At 67.9% G+C, this 15,423-nt stretch carries 17 protein-coding genes and 1 tRNA gene; 10 read left to right on the top strand and 8 right to left on the bottom strand.

Annotated features, from left to right (window positions below):
• The first annotated feature begins 53 nt into the window (after positions 1-53).
• The 3 genes from ACZ5WE_RS13030 to ACZ5WE_RS13040 all read left to right on the top strand — a co-directional run bounded on the left by ACZ5WE_RS13030 (position 54) and on the right by ACZ5WE_RS13040 (position 2,579).
• The gene (locus ACZ5WE_RS13030; protein ID WP_467685936.1) at positions 54-338 is read left to right on the top strand and encodes a helix-turn-helix domain-containing protein; all 285 of its coding nucleotides are present in this window, start codon (positions 54-56) and stop codon (positions 336-338) included.
• A gap of 323 nt (positions 339-661) precedes the next feature.
• Positions 662-1,030, top strand: a complete 369-nt coding sequence (locus ACZ5WE_RS13035; RefSeq protein WP_467685938.1) for a DNA-binding protein — start codon at positions 662-664, stop codon at positions 1,028-1,030.
• Positions 1,031-1,061: 31 nt separating this feature from the next.
• Positions 1,062-2,579 carry a LacI family DNA-binding transcriptional regulator gene (locus ACZ5WE_RS13040; protein WP_467685940.1) on the top strand — a complete coding sequence of 506 codons (1,518 nt, stop codon included), beginning with the start codon at positions 1,062-1,064 and terminating at the stop codon, positions 2,577-2,579.
• Between the two features lie 47 nt (positions 2,580-2,626).
• Here the strand turns inward: ACZ5WE_RS13040 and ACZ5WE_RS13045 are convergent, their stop codons facing one another.
• The 3 genes from ACZ5WE_RS13045 to ACZ5WE_RS13055 all read right to left on the bottom strand — a co-directional run bounded on the left by ACZ5WE_RS13045 (position 2,627) and on the right by ACZ5WE_RS13055 (position 4,856).
• Positions 2,627-3,133 carry a hypothetical protein gene (locus ACZ5WE_RS13045; RefSeq protein WP_467685942.1) on the bottom strand — a complete coding sequence of 169 codons (507 nt, stop codon included), beginning with the start codon at positions 3,131-3,133 and terminating at the stop codon, positions 2,627-2,629.
• Positions 3,134-3,604: 471 nt separating this feature from the next.
• A complete protein-coding gene (locus ACZ5WE_RS13050; protein WP_467685944.1) occupies positions 3,605-4,630 on the bottom strand; it encodes a hypothetical protein in 1,026 nt (341 codons plus the stop codon).
• Positions 4,631-4,691: 61 nt separating this feature from the next.
• Positions 4,692-4,856: a hypothetical protein gene (locus ACZ5WE_RS13055; protein ID WP_467685946.1), complete on the bottom strand. Its 165-nt coding sequence runs from the start codon at positions 4,854-4,856 to the stop codon at positions 4,692-4,694.
• A gap of 143 nt (positions 4,857-4,999) precedes the next feature.
• Between ACZ5WE_RS13055 and ACZ5WE_RS13060 the strand changes: the two genes are divergently transcribed.
• Positions 5,000-5,371: a helix-turn-helix domain-containing protein gene (locus ACZ5WE_RS13060; protein ID WP_467685948.1), complete on the top strand. Its 372-nt coding sequence runs from the start codon at positions 5,000-5,002 to the stop codon at positions 5,369-5,371.
• A gap of 11 nt (positions 5,372-5,382) precedes the next feature.
• Entirely contained in the window at positions 5,383-5,937 is a 555-nt protein-coding gene (locus tag ACZ5WE_RS13065; RefSeq protein WP_467685950.1) for an ImmA/IrrE family metallo-endopeptidase, read from the top strand.
• Positions 5,938-6,328: 391 nt separating this feature from the next.
• On the opposite strand, the gene ACZ5WE_RS13070 is transcribed toward ACZ5WE_RS13065, so the two are convergent.
• Positions 6,329-6,402, bottom strand: a tRNA-Pro gene (locus tag ACZ5WE_RS13070).
• Positions 6,403-6,535: 133 nt separating this feature from the next.
• Entirely contained in the window at positions 6,536-7,483 is a 948-nt protein-coding gene (locus ACZ5WE_RS13075) for a metallophosphoesterase (RefSeq protein ID WP_467685952.1), read from the bottom strand.
• A gap of 75 nt (positions 7,484-7,558) precedes the next feature.
• On the opposite strand from ACZ5WE_RS13075, the gene ACZ5WE_RS13080 reads away from it, so the two are divergent.
• Complete coding sequence (locus tag ACZ5WE_RS13080; protein ID WP_467685954.1) at positions 7,559-8,023, top strand: GatB/YqeY domain-containing protein; 465 nt, start codon at positions 7,559-7,561, stop codon at positions 8,021-8,023.
• A gap of 113 nt (positions 8,024-8,136) precedes the next feature.
• Here ACZ5WE_RS13080 and ACZ5WE_RS13085 read toward each other — a convergent pair whose 3' ends face one another.
• Positions 8,137-10,419, bottom strand: coding sequence for a transglycosylase domain-containing protein (locus ACZ5WE_RS13085; RefSeq protein WP_467685956.1), 2,283 nt, complete (start codon positions 10,417-10,419; stop codon positions 8,137-8,139).
• Positions 10,420-10,834: 415 nt separating this feature from the next.
• Between ACZ5WE_RS13085 and ACZ5WE_RS13090 the strand changes: the two genes are divergently transcribed.
• Positions 10,835-11,179: a WhiB family transcriptional regulator gene (locus tag ACZ5WE_RS13090; RefSeq protein WP_361829254.1), complete on the top strand. Its 345-nt coding sequence runs from the start codon at positions 10,835-10,837 to the stop codon at positions 11,177-11,179.
• Between the two features lie 92 nt (positions 11,180-11,271).
• Here ACZ5WE_RS13090 and bagB read toward each other — a convergent pair whose 3' ends face one another.
• Both bagB and bagA read right to left on the bottom strand, forming a co-directional pair.
• Positions 11,272-12,666 (bottom strand): ATPase BagB, encoded by a 1,395-nt coding sequence (gene bagB / locus ACZ5WE_RS13095; RefSeq protein ID WP_467685958.1) that lies wholly within the window; start codon positions 12,664-12,666, stop codon positions 11,272-11,274.
• Positions 12,663-13,643 carry an ATPase BagA gene (gene bagA / locus ACZ5WE_RS13100; RefSeq protein ID WP_467685960.1) on the bottom strand — a complete coding sequence of 327 codons (981 nt, stop codon included), beginning with the start codon at positions 13,641-13,643 and terminating at the stop codon, positions 12,663-12,665. Before bagA ends, bagB begins: the two co-directional genes overlap by 4 nt.
• Positions 13,644-13,725: 82 nt before the next feature.
• Here bagA and ACZ5WE_RS13105 point away from each other — a divergent pair, with 82 nt between their 5' ends.
• The 3 genes from ACZ5WE_RS13105 (at position 13,726) to ACZ5WE_RS13115 (ending at position 15,340) form a co-directional block, all read left to right on the top strand.
• Positions 13,726-13,887 carry a DUF4177 domain-containing protein gene (locus tag ACZ5WE_RS13105; RefSeq protein ID WP_003975360.1) on the top strand — a complete coding sequence of 54 codons (162 nt, stop codon included), beginning with the start codon at positions 13,726-13,728 and terminating at the stop codon, positions 13,885-13,887.
• Positions 13,884-14,354, top strand: coding sequence for a RidA family protein (locus ACZ5WE_RS13110; RefSeq protein WP_467685962.1), 471 nt, complete (start codon positions 13,884-13,886; stop codon positions 14,352-14,354). Before ACZ5WE_RS13105 ends, ACZ5WE_RS13110 begins: the two co-directional genes overlap by 4 nt.
• Positions 14,355-14,473: 119 nt before the next feature.
• Positions 14,474-15,340 carry an NUDIX hydrolase gene (locus tag ACZ5WE_RS13115; RefSeq protein WP_467685964.1) on the top strand — a complete coding sequence of 289 codons (867 nt, stop codon included), beginning with the start codon at positions 14,474-14,476 and terminating at the stop codon, positions 15,338-15,340.
• The last annotated feature ends 83 nt before the right edge of the window (positions 15,341-15,423 follow it).

Genomic DNA, 15,423 nt, shown 5'->3' on the forward strand with positions numbered 1-15,423 from the left:
AGCAGACAGGGAAACGCTTCCCAAGCGACCGGCGCGCAAGCTACAACACACCAATGCCGCCACGCCCCCTCGAAATCGGACCCGCCGGACAGGCCGCCGCCCAAGCCATCGAGCGCATCCGCACCGCACGCGGTCACTCCCAGCGCCAGCTCGCCGCCCTGGTCACCGCGCGCGGCCGACCCATGACTTTCACCGCGCTCTCCCGCATTGAACGCACGGTCCGGCGCTGCGACATCGACGATCTCGTCGCCATCGCCGCCGCCCTTGACATCTCCCCCTGCACGCTCCTCGGCGGTCCCGCCGAGCCCCTGGAGTCGGTCAGCGAGGGCGCAACATAGCCGACGATCGCCGGTTACCCAAACCGGCGATTCTCTGGACCATTGATGCTTCCCGGGACGCCCGCCGTGCCGATCCATGCCAGAAGTCTGGCAATTTACGTGAGGAGTCGTTGCGCCGACCGCCTAAAACCCCGGAGTGCAGAAATACAAGAAGTGCACGCGGGTGGATTCCGGCTGCTGGCCATGCGTAGTTCGCCCATTCTGTCCTGGAGTCGAAATTCCCACAGAACGGCCAGTGCCGCCTGTACCGCCCCTGAACGAACCCGACCCGTTGGAATTGCTGCCGATTCCACCGAGCCGCGAAAGGACCCCGCTTGCCCCACATGGCCACCACCCCTGCCCGCATACAGCGCCCGCACGCTGACACCCCCTTGTCGCGCCTCTACCTCCCCGAGGACATCGCGGCCGTACTCGGCTGCTCCACCTGGTGGGTCAAGGACCGCGCCCGCCGACGGCTGATCCCCTTCACCCGCGTCGGCCGTGCCTACCGCTTCTCGGACGAGCACCTAGCCGAGATCATTCGCATGCACGAAGAGCGTCCCGCCCAGGCTCCGCAGCACTCTGGCGTCATTCGCGCCCCGATTCGGAAGCCGCGCACCCGGCAGCAACCCGAGACGGATGTGCCGACCGTCCGTCTCAAGGCCCGGCCGCCACGCCGGATGGCCAAGTCCCAGTACGGAACCGTGGCTTAGCGCACCCATACGACAGAAGGGAGGGAAATCTGTGGGGTACGCAGAGAAGCGCGGCGGCTACTGGCGTGGTCGGTACAAGATCGAGGACGGCAAGTACGGCACCGTCGCCGATTCCGCGGGCAACGTGGTCAAGTTCGCCACCAAGCGGGAGGCCAAGCAGGCCGCGGACGCGGAAGAGGTGACCGTTCGGCGCGGTCAGTGGCGCGACCCGGGCCTCGGGCAGGAGACCTTCGGCGAGTATGCGAGCCGCTGGTATGCCTCCCAGGACCTGGCCGCCTCGACGATGCAGAACTACAAGCGCCACATCGAGGAGCACCTGCTCTTCGACTTCGAGGACAAGGCGCTCGCAGGCATCCTGCGCACGGACGTCGACGCCTGGGAGAAGAAGGAGCGGGCCGCGTACGCGGCTTCCAGCGTCAAGACCTGGCGCTCGACGCTCCACCTGATCTTCGAGGACGCGATCGACGAGGGCCTGCTCACGTCCAACCCGGCGGCCAGACGACGCGGTCGAGGCAAGCGCGCCGGCCGTTCCCGTGACCGCGGCCCGGAGAAGGTCGTCACCGACGCGCTCGGCATCCTGCTCACCGCCGAGCGGGCGGCCCTGCTCTCCGGCCGTGACGACGAGTTCGTCGCCACGGTCCTCAAGGGCTACACCGGTAAACGCTGGGGCGAAATCGTCGGCCTGGAAACGGAGTTCGTCCGGCCCAACGCCTTCCGGGTCGAGTGGCAGCTGTACGAACTCGACACCGGCGAGCTGGTGCGCTGCCCGCCCAAGGACGACAGCTATCGCGACATCGACTCGCCGGACTGGCTGTCGGCCCTGGTCTTCAACCACATAGCCCGCACGAAGCCGACACCCTGCCCCTGCCACGGCAGGACGTACGTCTTCCGAGGGCAGGGCGCTGCACGCACCGGCGGCCACCAGGGCGCGAAGCTCGTCGATGTCGCCCGCCGTGCCGAAGTCTCCACGGGCACGGTTTCGAACGTCCTCAACCACCCCGACCGTGTGCGCGAGGACACCCGCGTACGTGTCGAACTCGCCATCGCAGAGCTCGGGTTCGCACACGGAGGCGTCATGTCAGAGCACGCTGCTCACTGGCGCCGCAACGGCTTCGCGACCTGGCTGTTCACCCCGGCGGTCTCCGGTTGGTACCCGAAGAAGGCACCCCAGGAGGCCCGTCCGGTGCCGATCCTCGGCGAGCCGTGGCCCGGCATCCCGGCCCGAGGCCGAGGCGCTGCTACGCGGGCGGACGCCTGCTGGCTCCCGATCGCGAAGGGCCTCACGCCGCACGGCCTCCGCCACACCCACCGGACGATGATGGAGGACCTCGGCACCGAGAAGGTCCTCATGGACGAACGCATGGGCCACATCGACGGCTCGGTCTCGGCGCGCTACGCCCACGTCACGCCAGGCATGCGCCGTCGCCTCATGATGGGGTTGTCTGAGCAGTGGGAGTCGGCACTCGATGTCCGGCTTGCGATGTGCCGAACGTCGCCGGTGCGCGTGCTCGATGACCTTCTGCGCGCTCGCGCCATGACTACGGTCTAGTGCCAGGGGATGTGGCCACGGTTGCTGGGATCGAATCGTGGTCGTTCTCAGAGGTGACGGCGCATCATCGCGATGCAGGTAGCTCGCGCGGCGATTGATTGGTCCCGCGGGTACGGCACTCCGAGGTTCATCCCGCTGTCGGTGGTGATCGGGGGTTGGCGCCAGGCGAGACTCATCTGCGCGCCGGCCTCCGCTCGGGCCGTGGCAACAAGGGCCGAATAGGGACCTGCAACGGCCGATGCCTCTATCTGGAGCCACGCTTGATGGAAGGACATCCGGGCGAGTAGGCCGCTGACTTCGTCGGTGAGCTGTTGCCTCACGGACGAGGAGGACTCGGGACGACGCCGTATGCGGTACGGCATCTCTAGGTACTCCTCGACCGTAGTCAGCGCTTCCGCGAACGTCTTGGCCCGGCGCTCCCTGCGAACGGCCCGCTGATTGAAGGTGTACGTGAGGTAGGCGCCGAAGAGAGCGATGAACGGGACGATCAGCGCGGCCGTCTGGGCCCAGGTCCAGCCGCTGTTCGCCGTCTGTGCCGCCGTGATGACCTGCACACGTTGCTCCCCTGAATGCCGTGAGGGGCGTCCTCCACCACCCACCGGCCACCTTGCTCACCGCCGGTGAGCCGCCAGTAGTGTTCGAGGAACAAGTGTGTGCGGACAATCTCGATGAGGTCCAGCAGCCCTTTCGAACTCGTCCAGCGACGTTCGTCCGGATCGAGCGGGTACCAGAGGCAGAGGGCGCCGTCATGTGAGTACCGGTGCTTCGACGGGGCTCCGGGCTTTGCGTGGACGCGTGGGAAGTCCTGGGCCGGTTGGCCGTAGGTCGGGTAGGGCGGATCCGCATGGAAGCGGATCCGGACGTCGATCGGGTCGGGCTCGCCTATGACGTCTAGCCCGGCGAGTTCGTACGTTAGTGAGTCACTGCTGTACGTGTGGCGGAGAGCATCACCGAAGTGTCGCCGTGCGTCACGTTCGAGCGGGGCCCACCAGACAGGCTGGGTCGCGTACCAGAGGGGCACGGGCTCAGTCTCCCCAGGCCCGGGTCGGCGTGGCGAGCCCGGTGGCGAGCCCTAGACCGGAGGCGGCCGACCCGCCTGACCGGGCCGTGCGCGCGAGGCGGTCGGCTTCTTCTTCCGTGGCATCAGGCTTCGCGACAAGTTCTGGGAGAACTTGGTGCAGAGCGTGCTGGGCCAAGACTGGCCGCCCTTCCTTCTCATGCTCGATCGCGAGGTCGATGTACTTCCGGGCGGTGCAGAGCCTCTTGTGCACGTCGGCGCGCGGCATGTTGAGGGGGATCGGGCCCGCTACTCCGGCTGGGTCGGGGGTCGGGCCCTTGTCGATCTCGTCCGCCGCGTAGGTGAAGAAGACCTGCAGGGCGTTGATCAGCGGCATGGGCTCATCGAGGCAGCCGAGGCACAGAGCCTTGATGTTCCAGGAGCACAAGGGCTTGCTGTGGGTGCCGTTCCAGTGTTTTAGGAGCCGGACCGTACGGGCGAAGACGACCTTCGTGTCCTCGATGGCCTTCAGCACCATTCGGGTGTGGGCGATCGGATCGGCGCGGTCCCACTGGGCCGCGATCTTCGTGTTCGGGATGTGCAGGCCGCGTCCCGATGGATGTGGGATCGCGGTCATGACGTCCGCTGTGAAGTCAGCCTGGCCTGCGGTGACCGGGTCGCCGAAGCGTACGAGGACGGCGCGGCGGCGGCCTTCGACTTCGATGGTGAGCTTGGGGAACTCGTCGTCGAGGTCCTCGTGGATCGCGTCGCGGGCGATCTCCATCAGGGGAAGGGCGCTCTCCTTGCCGGGGCCGTAAGGCTCGGCGTCCTTCTCCGCGACGACGACGCCGAGGTCGACGTCGGTCAGGGGAGTGTTGGCGTCGCCGTGCGCAACGCTGCCATTGAAGTAGGCGGTGGAGCCAGCGAAGGCCCGGCGTACGGACTCGGCGAGGAGTCTGCGCCTGCGCTTGGCCTCGGCGAATTCCTCGTCGGTCACCTGGATCTTGCGGCGTCCGTCATCGAGGAGCTGTGCAAGAGACTCTTTTCGAACCATCGGTACCTCCTTGGCGGCTGGTGGGAGACGAGACTTCGGCCTCCCGCCAGCACGTGACGTTCTACTTCTCCCGGCGGACGCCCTTGAACGGCGTGCCGCCTGGCTTCCCATCCATGAAGCGGCCGTTCTCTCCTCGCTTCATCCATGCTCCGGACCGGGGATTGAGCACCTGGCTGCGTCGGGAGACGCTGCCGCGACGGAAGCCCTTGCCGGTGTTCGTAGCCATGCGGCCATCACCCTTCAAGATCGACATTCGACGATTGCAAGATCGGAATCAATACCGATCTTGCAATTTGGAGGGTAGAGGACCTGCTTCGACTTTCGCAAGTGGTTCCTGATATGCAACCATGCGTCGGAGAGGAGGAGATCGTGAGCGAGCGGATTGCAGCAGGACGGTTTGACGCAGTCGCGTTTCATGCAGCCCTGGATCGCACGCGGCAGGAGCGCGGCCTTCTCTGGAAGGACGTAGCTCAGCAGGCCGGTGTAAGTGCTTCGACGTTGACGAGGCTGGCTCAGGGGCGCCGGCCCGACGTGGATGGGCTCGCGGCTCTTGTCACATGGGCCAATCTCAGCGCGGATGATTTCGTTCGACGAACCGACGAGCCGCGCAGCCAGGACACGTTGACCAAGGTAGCTACGCATCTACGGGGCGATCGCAACCTCACGCCGGAGGCCGCGGAAGCCCTCGAAGCTCTGATCACCGTCGCCTACAACCAGTTGGTGAACTCTCAGCCGGAGTAGGGGAGCTCCCTATGTCGTTGCGTCATGGCTTCAAGGCTGAAGCCAACCGCCTAGCGGTGCAGATGCGGAAGGAGCTGGGGCTTCATCCCGCGTCACCTCTCGCGCCCACCCAGCTCGCTGAACACTTGGCGATCCCGGTCAAGACGTTCAGTTCTGTGATAGCCCATGACGCACGGATCGGTCGGCTCCTCACCGATGTACGGGAAGCTGTGAGTGCTCTGACCGTATACGCAGGGACACGGCGGGGAATCTGGGTCAACGACTCGCACGATCCGGGGCGGCAAAACAGCTCAGCCGCTCATGAAATCGCTCACGCGCTCTTGATGCACATGCCCGGTCCTGCGCTCGACCTCGGCGGTTGTAGGCACTGGGACGGAGAGATCGAAGAGGAGGCCGACTGGCTGGCCGGCAACCTCCTCATCACTAACGAGGCGGCGTGGTCCATCGTCAGGCGTGGCACCAGCCCTGAGGATGCGATGCTCCAGTACGGAGTGAGCAGGCCCATGTTGACCTGGCGAATGAACATGAGTGGTGCGCGCGGGCGACGCAGCCGATCCGCAAGTTGAAGCGACCTGCGCCAGCCTTTGGCCCAGCGGCGAGGAGGGCGTGGAAGGCTACCGTTCTTCGCTGCTCCGAGGCCCTCATTGAGCCCCTCCTTGGGCCCGGAGATTTGCGTCGGGGCAGGTCGCTGCCGCGTTCTTCCGCTGGTGCCCCAGCTTCGCCTGCCGTCTGCCGATTGTCGGTCAGGTCATTTCCGATCATCTGTCCGGGGTGCTCAGTTCGCGAAGGCGCACATGAGCGTGATGCGGCGACCGGGCTATCAGACTGGCTTGGCTGCAGCCGCTTGGGAGACCCGGACCAAGATCTTCTCCCAGTTTTCTCCCAAACGATCACCTGAAACGCAGGAAGGGCCTGACCCGCGATGCGGATCAGACCCTTGACCTGGTGTTTCAGCTGTCGGGGTGGCGGGATTTGAACCCACGACCTCTTCGTCCCGAACGAAGCGCGCTGCCAAGCTGCGCTACACCCCGATGTCGTTGTTCCACCTGCCCGTATTGCTGCTGGCCGTGGCGACATCGATTACTTTAGCGGACCGGCGGCCGGAGACGAAATCCGGTTTTCGGGCCCCGGGCATCCCGTGCCGGCGACCCGCGGCCCGAGGCCTCAGTGACGGGCTGCCCGGGGGTCGGGTCCCGCCGTCAGGGTCAGCAGCGTCGCCTCCGGGGGGCACGCGAAGCGCATCGGGGTGTAGCGGTTCGCGCCGCAGCCCGCTGAGACGTGCATGAAGGACGTCCTGCCCTCCGCCTCGTGCCTCGACAGGCCCTTCACGCGCTTCGTGTCCAGGTCGCAGTTGGTGACCAGCGCCCCGTAGAAGGGAATGCACACCTGGCCGCCGTGGGTGTGGCCCGCGAGGATCAAGGGGTAGCCGTCGGCCGTGAAAGCGTCGAGGGCGCGCAGGTACGGCGCGTGCACGATGCCCATCGAGAAGTCGGCGCTCGGGCCCGGACCCCCCGCCACGCGCGCGTACCGGTCGCGCTTGATGTGCGGGTCGTCCACGCCGGTGAGGCCGATCTCGTAGCCCTCGATCTTGAGGGCGCCCCGCGTGTTCGTCAGATTCACCCAGCCCGCGGCGTCGAACCCGTCGCGCAGGTCCTCCCACGGGTTGTGGATGACGCCGACGGCGGGCGGGTTGCCGTTCAGGCCGTGCTTGCCCTGGGCCTTCTCCAGCAGGTAGAGGGCGGGGTTGCGCAGCTTGGGGCCGTAGTAGTCGTTCGAGCCGAAGACGTACGCCCCCGGGAACTCCATCAGCGGGCCGAGCGCGTCCAGCGTCTCCGGTACGCCCTCGGGGTCGGAGAGGTTGTCCCCGGTGTTGATCACGAAGTCGGGGCGGAGGCCCGCGAGCGAGCGCAGCCAGCGCTGCTTCTTGCGTTGCCCGGAGACCATGTGGATGTCCGACACCTGGAGGACTCTGAGCGGCCGCATCCCCGGCGGCAGGACGGGCACCGTGACCCGTCGCAGTCGGAACGAGCGGGCTTCGAAGCCCACCGAGTAGACCAGTCCGGCGGCGGCCGTCGCCGTGATTCCCAGGGGTACTGCGTATCGCGCGCGCATCCACCCATGGTGTCAGACCCGAAGGCCCCGTAAATCTGCGGGCGTCGGGCCGTACGCACCTGCGACAATCACCGCATGACCACGCTCAAGTCGAAGCTTCAGGATGACCTCACCGCCGCGATCAGGGGGCGTGACGAGCTGCGCTCCTCGACGCTCCGGCTGACCCTCACCGCCATCACGAAGGAGGAGGTCGCGGGCAAGACGGCCCGTGAGCTCTCCGACGATGAAGTGCAGAAGGTGATCTCTCGCGAGGCGAAGAAGCGCCGCGAAGCCGCTGAGGCCTTCGCCCAGGGCGGTCGCGCCGAGCAGGCCGAGAAGGAGAAGGCGGAGGGCGAGATCCTCGCCGAGTACCTGCCGAAGCAGCTCTCCGACGACGAGCTGCGGGCGATCGTCGCCCAGGCCGTCGAGGAGGCCAGGGCCGCCGGCGCCGAGGGGCCGCGCGCCATGGGCCAGGTCATGAAGATCGTGAACCCGAAGGTCGCGGGCCTTGCGGAGGGCGGCCGCGTCGCCGCCGTGGTGAAGCAGCTGCTCGCGGGCTGAGCAGGCGCGTACGCGAATGGGGGCGCCCCCTGATCAAAGGGGGCGCCCCCATTCACGTACTGGAGATTCGATTACTGGAGATTCACGTACTGGAGACTGGGAGTGGCCGGGCCCTACCGGCCCCAGCCGCCGATCCCGCCACCGCCTCCATTGCCGTTCCCGCCGTTCCCGCCGTTTCCGCCACCGCCGATGACCTCCGGCGGCAGCGAGATGTCCGGCCACGGATCGCCGCCGCCGTTGTTGCCGCCACCACCATTGCCGCCGCCACCATTGCCGCCGCCTCCGTTGCCGTGACCCGGCGGCTTGTTGTCGTCGTGGTGCTTGTCCTTGTCCTTGTCGCCGTCCGGGATGTGGACGGTGTTGAAGCCCGGCGCGGGCTTGCCCGCGAGCGCCCCGCTCATCGCGTCCCGCCAGATCGGACCCGGGACCTCACCACCGAAGACCTTGTCGTACGGGACTCCGCCGATGGTGATGTCGACCATCTGCCGCTTGTGCTGCGGGTCGCCGACCCAGACCGCGCCCGACATGTTCGGGGTGTAGCCCACGAACCAGGCCGCGTAGCGGTAGTCGGTCGTACCCGTCTTGCCCGCGCTCGCACGGGAGCCGAGGCCGGCCTGCTTGCCGGTTCCGTCCTCGACCACGCCCTTCAGGAGCGTGTTGATCGTGTCCGCCGTCTTCGCCGACATCGCGCGCGAGCACGTCGACTTCGGTACCGGCAGTGACTTGCCGCCCGGGGCGGCGATCGACTCGATCGCGACGGGCGTGCAGTGCTTGCCGCGCGCCGCGAACGTGGCGTACGCGCCCGCCATCGTCAGGGGGGACATCTCCTGGGTGCCGAGCGCGATCGACGGCGCCTGGTCGATCTTCCGGCCGTCGGCCCGCTCGACGCCCATCTTCTCGGCCATCTGCGTCACCGGGCAGATGCCGATGTCGCCGATCATCTCCACGTAGTACGTGTTGACCGACTTCGCGGTCGCTTCCCTCATGTCGTACGGGCCGACCTCGGACTCGTTCTCATTGGTGAGCTTCCAGTTCCCCGTGTTCGCCCACTTCTTGCCGTCGCACGCCGCGACGCTGTCCGGATACGGCATCTCGTACGGGGAGCCGTAGCTCTTCGTGGGCGGCATGCCGCCCTCCAGGGCGGCCGCGGCCACGATCGGCTTGAACGTCGATCCCGGCTGGTAGCCCGCGCCGCCGCCCATGGCGTCGTCCACGGACAGGTTGATCGTGGTCTCGTCCTTCTTGAAGCCGTAGGGCCGCGACTGGCCCATGCCCAGGATCTTGCCGGTGCCCGGCTCGACGATGGTGGCCGCCGTCGCCACGTCGTCGGACTGCTTGACGTGATCCTTTATCGAGGCCTGCACGGACTGCTGTGCCTGGGGAGCGAGGGTCGTCTTGATCCGCAGCCCGCCCTGGTTCCAGACCTTCGCCCGGTCCTCCTTGGTCTTGCCGAAGACCGGATCGGAGAGGAAGACCTCGCGTACGTAGTCACAGAAGAATCCGGCACCACTGACCGCCGTGATGCAGCCGTTCTTGGGCTTGCTCACCTTCAGGCCGAGCGGCTTCGCCTTCGCCTCCTCGGCCTCCGCCTGCGTGATGTCGTGCGTCTCGGCCATCCGCTGCAGCACTACGTTGCGGCGCTTGGTGGCCTCTTCGGTGTCGTTGACGGGGTCGTAACGGCTGGGGGACTGCACGATGCCGGCCAGCAGCGCGGCCTCCTGGACCTGCAGGTCCTTGGCGGGCTTGGAGAAGTAGCGCTGGGCCGCGGCCTCGACTCCGTACGCCTGCTGCCCGAAGTAGGTGATGTTCAGGTAGTTACTGAGGATGCGCTTCTTGCCGAGCTTCTCCTCTACCTGGATCGCGTACTTCAGCTCGCGGATCTTGCGCCCGAGCGTCTGCTGGGTGGCCTCGGCGACCTTCGTCGGGTCGTCGCCCGCCTCCTCGACGAAGACGTTCTTCACGTACTGCTGGGTGAGCGTGGACGCGCCCTGCGAGACACCGCCGCTCTGCGCGTTCTGGTTCAGCGCGCGCAGGATGCCCTTCGCGTCGATCGCCCCGTGCTCGTAGAAGCGCGAGTCCTCGATCGCGACGATCGCCTTCTGCATGTACGGCGAGATGTCGTTGAGCGGCACCACGGTGCGGTCACGCGAGTAGACCGTGGCGATGGAGCCGCCCTCGCTGTCGAGGATCGTGGTGCGCTGACTCAGCGGCGGCTGCTCCAAGTTGGCGGGGATCTCGTCGAACTCCTCCACCGAGCCCTTCGCCGCGAGGCCGAGCGCGCCGGCCGCGGGCAGAGCGATGCCTGCCAGCACGGCTCCCGCGAGCACGCTGACACCTAGGAACTTCGCGGCCTGCTGAGTTGGTGACAGACCACCGCCCGAGCGCTTCTTTCCCATGGAGGCAGCCTACGTTCTGATTCGCCGGACACGCCTCAATGCCTTGGCCTAAGCTGCTCTCAACTGTCACAGCAGTGCGGTTTGGCAACAACCCTCCGTCGGTCCCGAATCCCGAACGGGGGCTCCCCCCGCTCTTCAAGCGCCAGGGAAAGTGCGTCCGAATTCGCCTCATGCGGCATTCGATGCCCGTTGTGACTCAGCTGAAGTGCCCGCATTTGCCGGGTTAATCACGCATGTCGCCAGCTCACTCCGTCGGGTGATCTGCCGCTTACGCATAGTCCGTTCGGGCCATTCAAGATTGGGCCCGAAGGGGGTGTTGCGCTGTGCCCACCTTCCGTAACGTCCTCAACTGGCGGCGGTGAATATGCCGCTGCCGCCGTGGGGGAGCCTCGATTCGGGAGAGGACGGCGCCGGTATGGGCTGGGTAACCGACTGGAGTGCGCAGGCGGCCTGCCGCACTACCGATCCAGATGAACTGTTCGTTCAAGGAGCAGCGCAGAACAGGGCGAAGGCGGTGTGCACCGGCTGCCCGGTGCGCACGGAGTGCCTGGCCGACGCGCTGGACAACCGCGTCGAGTTCGGCGTGTGGGGTGGCATGACTGAGCGGGAGCGCCGCGCACTGCTGCGCAGGCGTCCCACGGTCACCTCGTGGCGCCATCTGCTGGAGACGGCGCGCTCCGAGTACGAGCGTGGCGCGGGCCTGCTGCCCGTGGACTTGGAGGACGACGAGACGTACGAGAGCTACGCGGCGGTGGGTTAGCGCCCATCGGCCGCGTGGCGGTGGGAACAACCCCCTGGGGGACCCCTCGGGGAGCCCCCACCTGCCGCGTGGCGGTGAGCCGGGCTCGCTGCTCAGGCAGCTCCGGCCGGATCGCCGTCACTACCGGCCGCGAGCCGGTCCCCGATGGCCCGAAGGCCTGCCAGGTCGTGCACGTCACCCGGCAGTGCCGTCACTTCGGCCACGGCCACCTCGGGGTGAAGCGCGGTGAATCGGTCGCGCGTGCGCCTTTCGCGCACGAGCAGCTGCATGCGCTCCGCGTGCAGTCGCAGCAGGCCGGCGGTCAGCTGGGCTACGGGCTGCTGTGCGTCATGAGGCACGGGCTGCTGAGTGTCGTGGGGTTCGGCGGGAACTTCAGCCTGGGCTTCGGAGGTCTCTTCAGAAGGTGCGGGGGCCTCGGGGGAGTTGCTGGGAGCCCCGTGTGCCTCGGGGGCAGCCTCGCTGGGGCTACGCACTCCAACCTTCCCGTCCCCCTGATCCACAATGCGGCTCTCCTCAAGATTTTCCGCGGCGGCAAGTGCCCGCTCGGCCGAGAGCTGAGCGGCGCCGCTGCTGTGCACCCTGTTGAGCACGAGACCGGCGAGCGGCATGTCGTCGGCCGCCAGGCGCTCCACGAAGTACGCCGCCTCCCTCAGCGCGTCCCGCTCGGGCGACGCCACCACCAGGAATGCCGTGCCCGGCGCCTGGAGCAGCCGGTACGTGGCGTCCGCGCGGGTGCGAAAGCCGCCGAACATGGTGTCCATCGCGGCCACGAACGTCTGCACGTCGCGCAGCAGTTGACCGCCGAGCAGCTTGCCCAGGGCCCCCGTCATCATCGACATCCCGACGTTCAGGAACTTCATCCCGGCCCGGCCGCCCACCTTCGCCGGGGCCATGAGCACCCGGATCAGCTTCCCGTCCAGGAAGGAGCCGAGGCGCTTCGGCGCGTCGAGGAAGTCCAGGGCCGAGCGCGATGGCGGAGTGTCGACGACGATCAGGTCCCACTCGTCGCGGGAGCGCAGCTGCCCCAGCTTCTCCATCGCCATGTACTCCTGCGTGCCCGCGAAGCCCGCCGAAAGCGACTGGTAGAAGGGGTTGCTGAGGATCGCGCTCGCCCGCTCCTTGTCCGCGTGCGCCTCGACGATCTCGTCGAAGGTGCGCTTCATGTCGAGCATCATGGCGTGCAGCTCGCCGTCGCCCGAGGCGCTTTCGATGGCCTTGACCCGGCGTGGGACGTTGTCGAGCGAGTCGATGCCCATGGACTGGGCGAGCCTGCGTGCCGGGTCGATGGTCAGGACGACGACCTTGCGGCCCCGTTCGGCCGCGCGCAGGCCGAGCGCCGCCGCCGTGGTCGTCTTGCCGACGCCTCCGGAGCCGCAGCACACCACGATGCGGGTCTTCGGGTCATCGAGCAGGGCGTCCACGTCGAGCGTGCGGGCCGGGTCCAGGGGGCGTGTCGTTTCCGGGTGTCGTGCCGGGTCCGAAGTCATGCGATCCCTTGCTTCCGCAGTTCCGTCGCGAGTTCGTAGAGCCCCGCCAGGTCCATTCCCCCGGCCAGCAGCGGGAGTTCGTGCAGGGGCAGGCCGAGCTCGCCGAGGACGGCCCGCTGGGAGCCCTCCAGGGCGTACCGCTCGGCGTACTCGGCGGCCTGCTCCAGGAGCGGGTCGACCAGACGCTCGGCGACACCTCCGCGGCGGGCCCCGCCGAGCCCGGCGGCGGCCAGGGACTTGGCGATGGCGGTGCGCGGTGTCTGCCCGAGCCCGAGCTCCAGGGCGTCCTCGTCGAGCAGCGCGGGCCGCACCATGTTCACGATGACGCGCCCCACGGGGAGCTTGGCGGCACGCAGCTCGGCGATCCCGTCGGCTGTCTCCTGGACGGGCATCTCCTCGAGGAGCGTCACCAAGTGGACCGCTGTCTCCGGTGACTTGAGGACGCGCATCACGGCCTGCGCCTGATTGTGTATGGGCCCGATCTTGGCGAGCCCGGCCACCTCGTCGTTCACGTTCAGAAAGCGAGTGATGCGCCCGGTGGGCGGCGCGTCCATCACCACGCAGTCGTACGCGTAACGCCCGTTCTTGTCCTTCCGGCGTACGGCTTCGCAGGCCTTGCCGGTCAGCAGGACGTCCCGCAGACCCGGCGCGACGGTGGTGGCGAAGTCGATGGCGCCGAGTTTCTTGAGCGCCCGTCCGGCGCCCCCCAGCTTGTAGAACATCTGGAGGTAGTCGAGCAGCGCCAGTTCGGGATCGATGGCGAGGGCATGCACCTCCCCGCCCCCGGGAGCGACGGCGATCTTCCGCTCCTCATACGGCAGCGCTTCGGTCTCGAAGAGCTGCGCGATGCCCTGTCTGCCCTCCACCTCCACGAGGAGAGTGCGCTTTCCCTCCGTCGCGAGGGCGAGCGCGAGTGCGGCGGCCACCGTGGTCTTGCCGGTACCGCCCTTGCCGCTGACGACCTGGAGCCTGCTCACACTTCCGAGCCTAACCAGTCGCCGTCCGGACTAAGCAGGAGGCCACCGTGAGCAGCGCCTCACAACGGCTACAGTCGGCCATATGACCAAGTGGGAATACGCAACCGTGCCGCTGCTCGTCCATGCCACGAAGCAGATTCTGGATACCTGGGGCGAGGACGGCTGGGAGCTCGTCCAGGTCGTGCCCGGGCCGAACAACCCTGAGCAGCTCGTGGCCTACCTGAAGCGGGAGAAGCAGGCATGAGCGGGGCCGTAGAGGCGAAGCTCGCCGAGCTCGGCATGACCCTGCCGGAGGTCGTGCCGCCGCTCGCCGCCTATCAGCCGGCCATCCAGTCGGGTGTCTACGTCTACACATCGGGCCAGCTCCCGATGGTGGAGGGCAAGCTTCCGGTGACCGGCAAGGTCGGCGCGGAGGTGACCCCCGAAGAGGCGAAGGAACTGGCCCGCACGTGCGGTCTGAACGCCCTGGCCGCGGTGAAGTCCATCGCCGGTGACCTTGACCGGATCGCGCGCGTCGTGAAGGTCGTCGGCTTCGTCGCATCGGCCCCGGACTTCACGGGCCAGCCCGCCGTGATCAACGGCACGAGCGAGCTGCTCGGCGAGGTGCTCGGCGACAAGGGCGTGCACGCACGCAGCGCGGTCGGTGTGGCGGTCCTGCCGCTGGACGCGCCGGTCGAGGTCGAGATCCAGGTGGAGCTGACCGAGGCGTAGTAGCGATGGCTGTGGGGCTGACCGAGGCGTAGTCCAGCCTCGATGAAGCCCGACCGCTGCCTTCTGGCACCCGATAGTTGCCTCTCGAACATCAGCCCACTAGGGGATAGCCTCCGCCCATGGCTAATGGGCAGTGGTACCCCCCGGAGTGGCCCGACCGAATCCGTGCGCTGAGCAGCGGGGAACTGACGCCCGCGACTCCGCGCCGGGCGGCCACGGTCATGCTCCTTCGGGACGCCGTGACGGGCCCCGCCGTGCACATGCTGCGCAGACGCGCCTCCATGGCCTTCGCCGGAGGCGCGTACGCGTATCCGGGCGGCGGCGTGGACCCGCGGGACGACGACCACCTCGTGCGCTGGGCGGGCCCGTCCCGTGCGACGTGGGCGGCGCGTCTCGGCGTGGACGAGCCGGGCGCCCAGGCGATCGTGTGCGCCGCTGTCCGCGAGACGTACGAGGAGGCGGGCGTGCTGCTCGCCGGGCCCACCCCGTCGAGCGTCGTCGGCGACACCACCGGCGACGACTGGGAGGCGGACCGCGAGGCACTGGTGGCCCGCGAATTCTCCTTCGCGGAGTTCCTGGACCGCAGGGACCTGGTCCTCCGTAGTGACCTGCTCGCCGCCTGGGCCCGGTGGATCACTCCGGAGTTCGAGCCGAAGCGTTACGACACGTTCTTCTTCGTGGCGGCCCTCCCGGAGGGGCAGCGCACCCGCAATGCCTCCACGGAGGCCGACCGTACGGTGTGGATCGCTCCCAGGGAGGCCACGGCGGGGTACGACAAGGGCGACCTCCTGATGATGCCGCCCACCATCGCGACCCTGCGCCAACTGAGCCCCTACGGGTCGGCTGCGGACGCCCTTGCTGCCGCCCCGGAGCGCGACCTCACCCCGGTCCTGGCCCAAGCGCGCCTCAAGGAGGGCGAGTTGGTGCTGACCTGGCCGGGCCACGAGGAGTTCACCAAGCACATCCCTACGGGGGGCTCCGCATGACTACGGCCACGCTTGCCGCGGCACCTGCCCCTTCCACGTTGGCTGCGCCTGCCACTGTGGCTGGCCCTTCCACGTTGGCTGCG

This window comes from Streptomyces sp. NPDC033180 (assembly GCF_055577645.1).

What these genes read in the sequence shown, in the direction of transcription:
- ACZ5WE_RS13030 (WP_467685936.1), top strand. Translation starts at nt 54, where the DNA reads ATGCCGCCACGCCCCCTCGAAATCGGACCCGCCGGACAGGCCGCCGCC.
- ACZ5WE_RS13035 (WP_467685938.1), top strand. Translation starts at nt 662, where the DNA reads ATGGCCACCACCCCTGCCCGCATACAGCGCCCGCACGCTGACACCCCC.
- ACZ5WE_RS13050 (WP_467685944.1), bottom strand. Translation starts at nt 4,630, where the DNA reads ATGGTTCGAAAAGAGTCTCTTGCACAGCTCCTCGATGACGGACGCCGC.
- ACZ5WE_RS13055 (WP_467685946.1), bottom strand. Translation starts at nt 4,856, where the DNA reads ATGGCTACGAACACCGGCAAGGGCTTCCGTCGCGGCAGCGTCTCCCGA.
- ACZ5WE_RS13065 (WP_467685950.1), top strand. Translation starts at nt 5,383, where the DNA reads ATGTCGTTGCGTCATGGCTTCAAGGCTGAAGCCAACCGCCTAGCGGTG.
- ACZ5WE_RS13075 (WP_467685952.1), bottom strand. Translation starts at nt 7,483, where the DNA reads ATGCGCGCGCGATACGCAGTACCCCTGGGAATCACGGCGACGGCCGCC.
- ACZ5WE_RS13080 (WP_467685954.1), top strand. Translation starts at nt 7,559, where the DNA reads ATGACCACGCTCAAGTCGAAGCTTCAGGATGACCTCACCGCCGCGATC.
- ACZ5WE_RS13085 (WP_467685956.1), bottom strand. Translation starts at nt 10,419, where the DNA reads ATGGGAAAGAAGCGCTCGGGCGGTGGTCTGTCACCAACTCAGCAGGCC.
- ACZ5WE_RS13090 (WP_361829254.1), top strand. Translation starts at nt 10,835, where the DNA reads ATGGGCTGGGTAACCGACTGGAGTGCGCAGGCGGCCTGCCGCACTACC.
- bagB (WP_467685958.1), bottom strand. Translation starts at nt 12,666, where the DNA reads ATGACTTCGGACCCGGCACGACACCCGGAAACGACACGCCCCCTGGAC.
- ACZ5WE_RS13105 (WP_003975360.1), top strand. Translation starts at nt 13,726, where the DNA reads ATGACCAAGTGGGAATACGCAACCGTGCCGCTGCTCGTCCATGCCACG.
- ACZ5WE_RS13110 (WP_467685962.1), top strand. Translation starts at nt 13,884, where the DNA reads ATGAGCGGGGCCGTAGAGGCGAAGCTCGCCGAGCTCGGCATGACCCTG.
- ACZ5WE_RS13115 (WP_467685964.1), top strand. Translation starts at nt 14,474, where the DNA reads ATGGCTAATGGGCAGTGGTACCCCCCGGAGTGGCCCGACCGAATCCGT.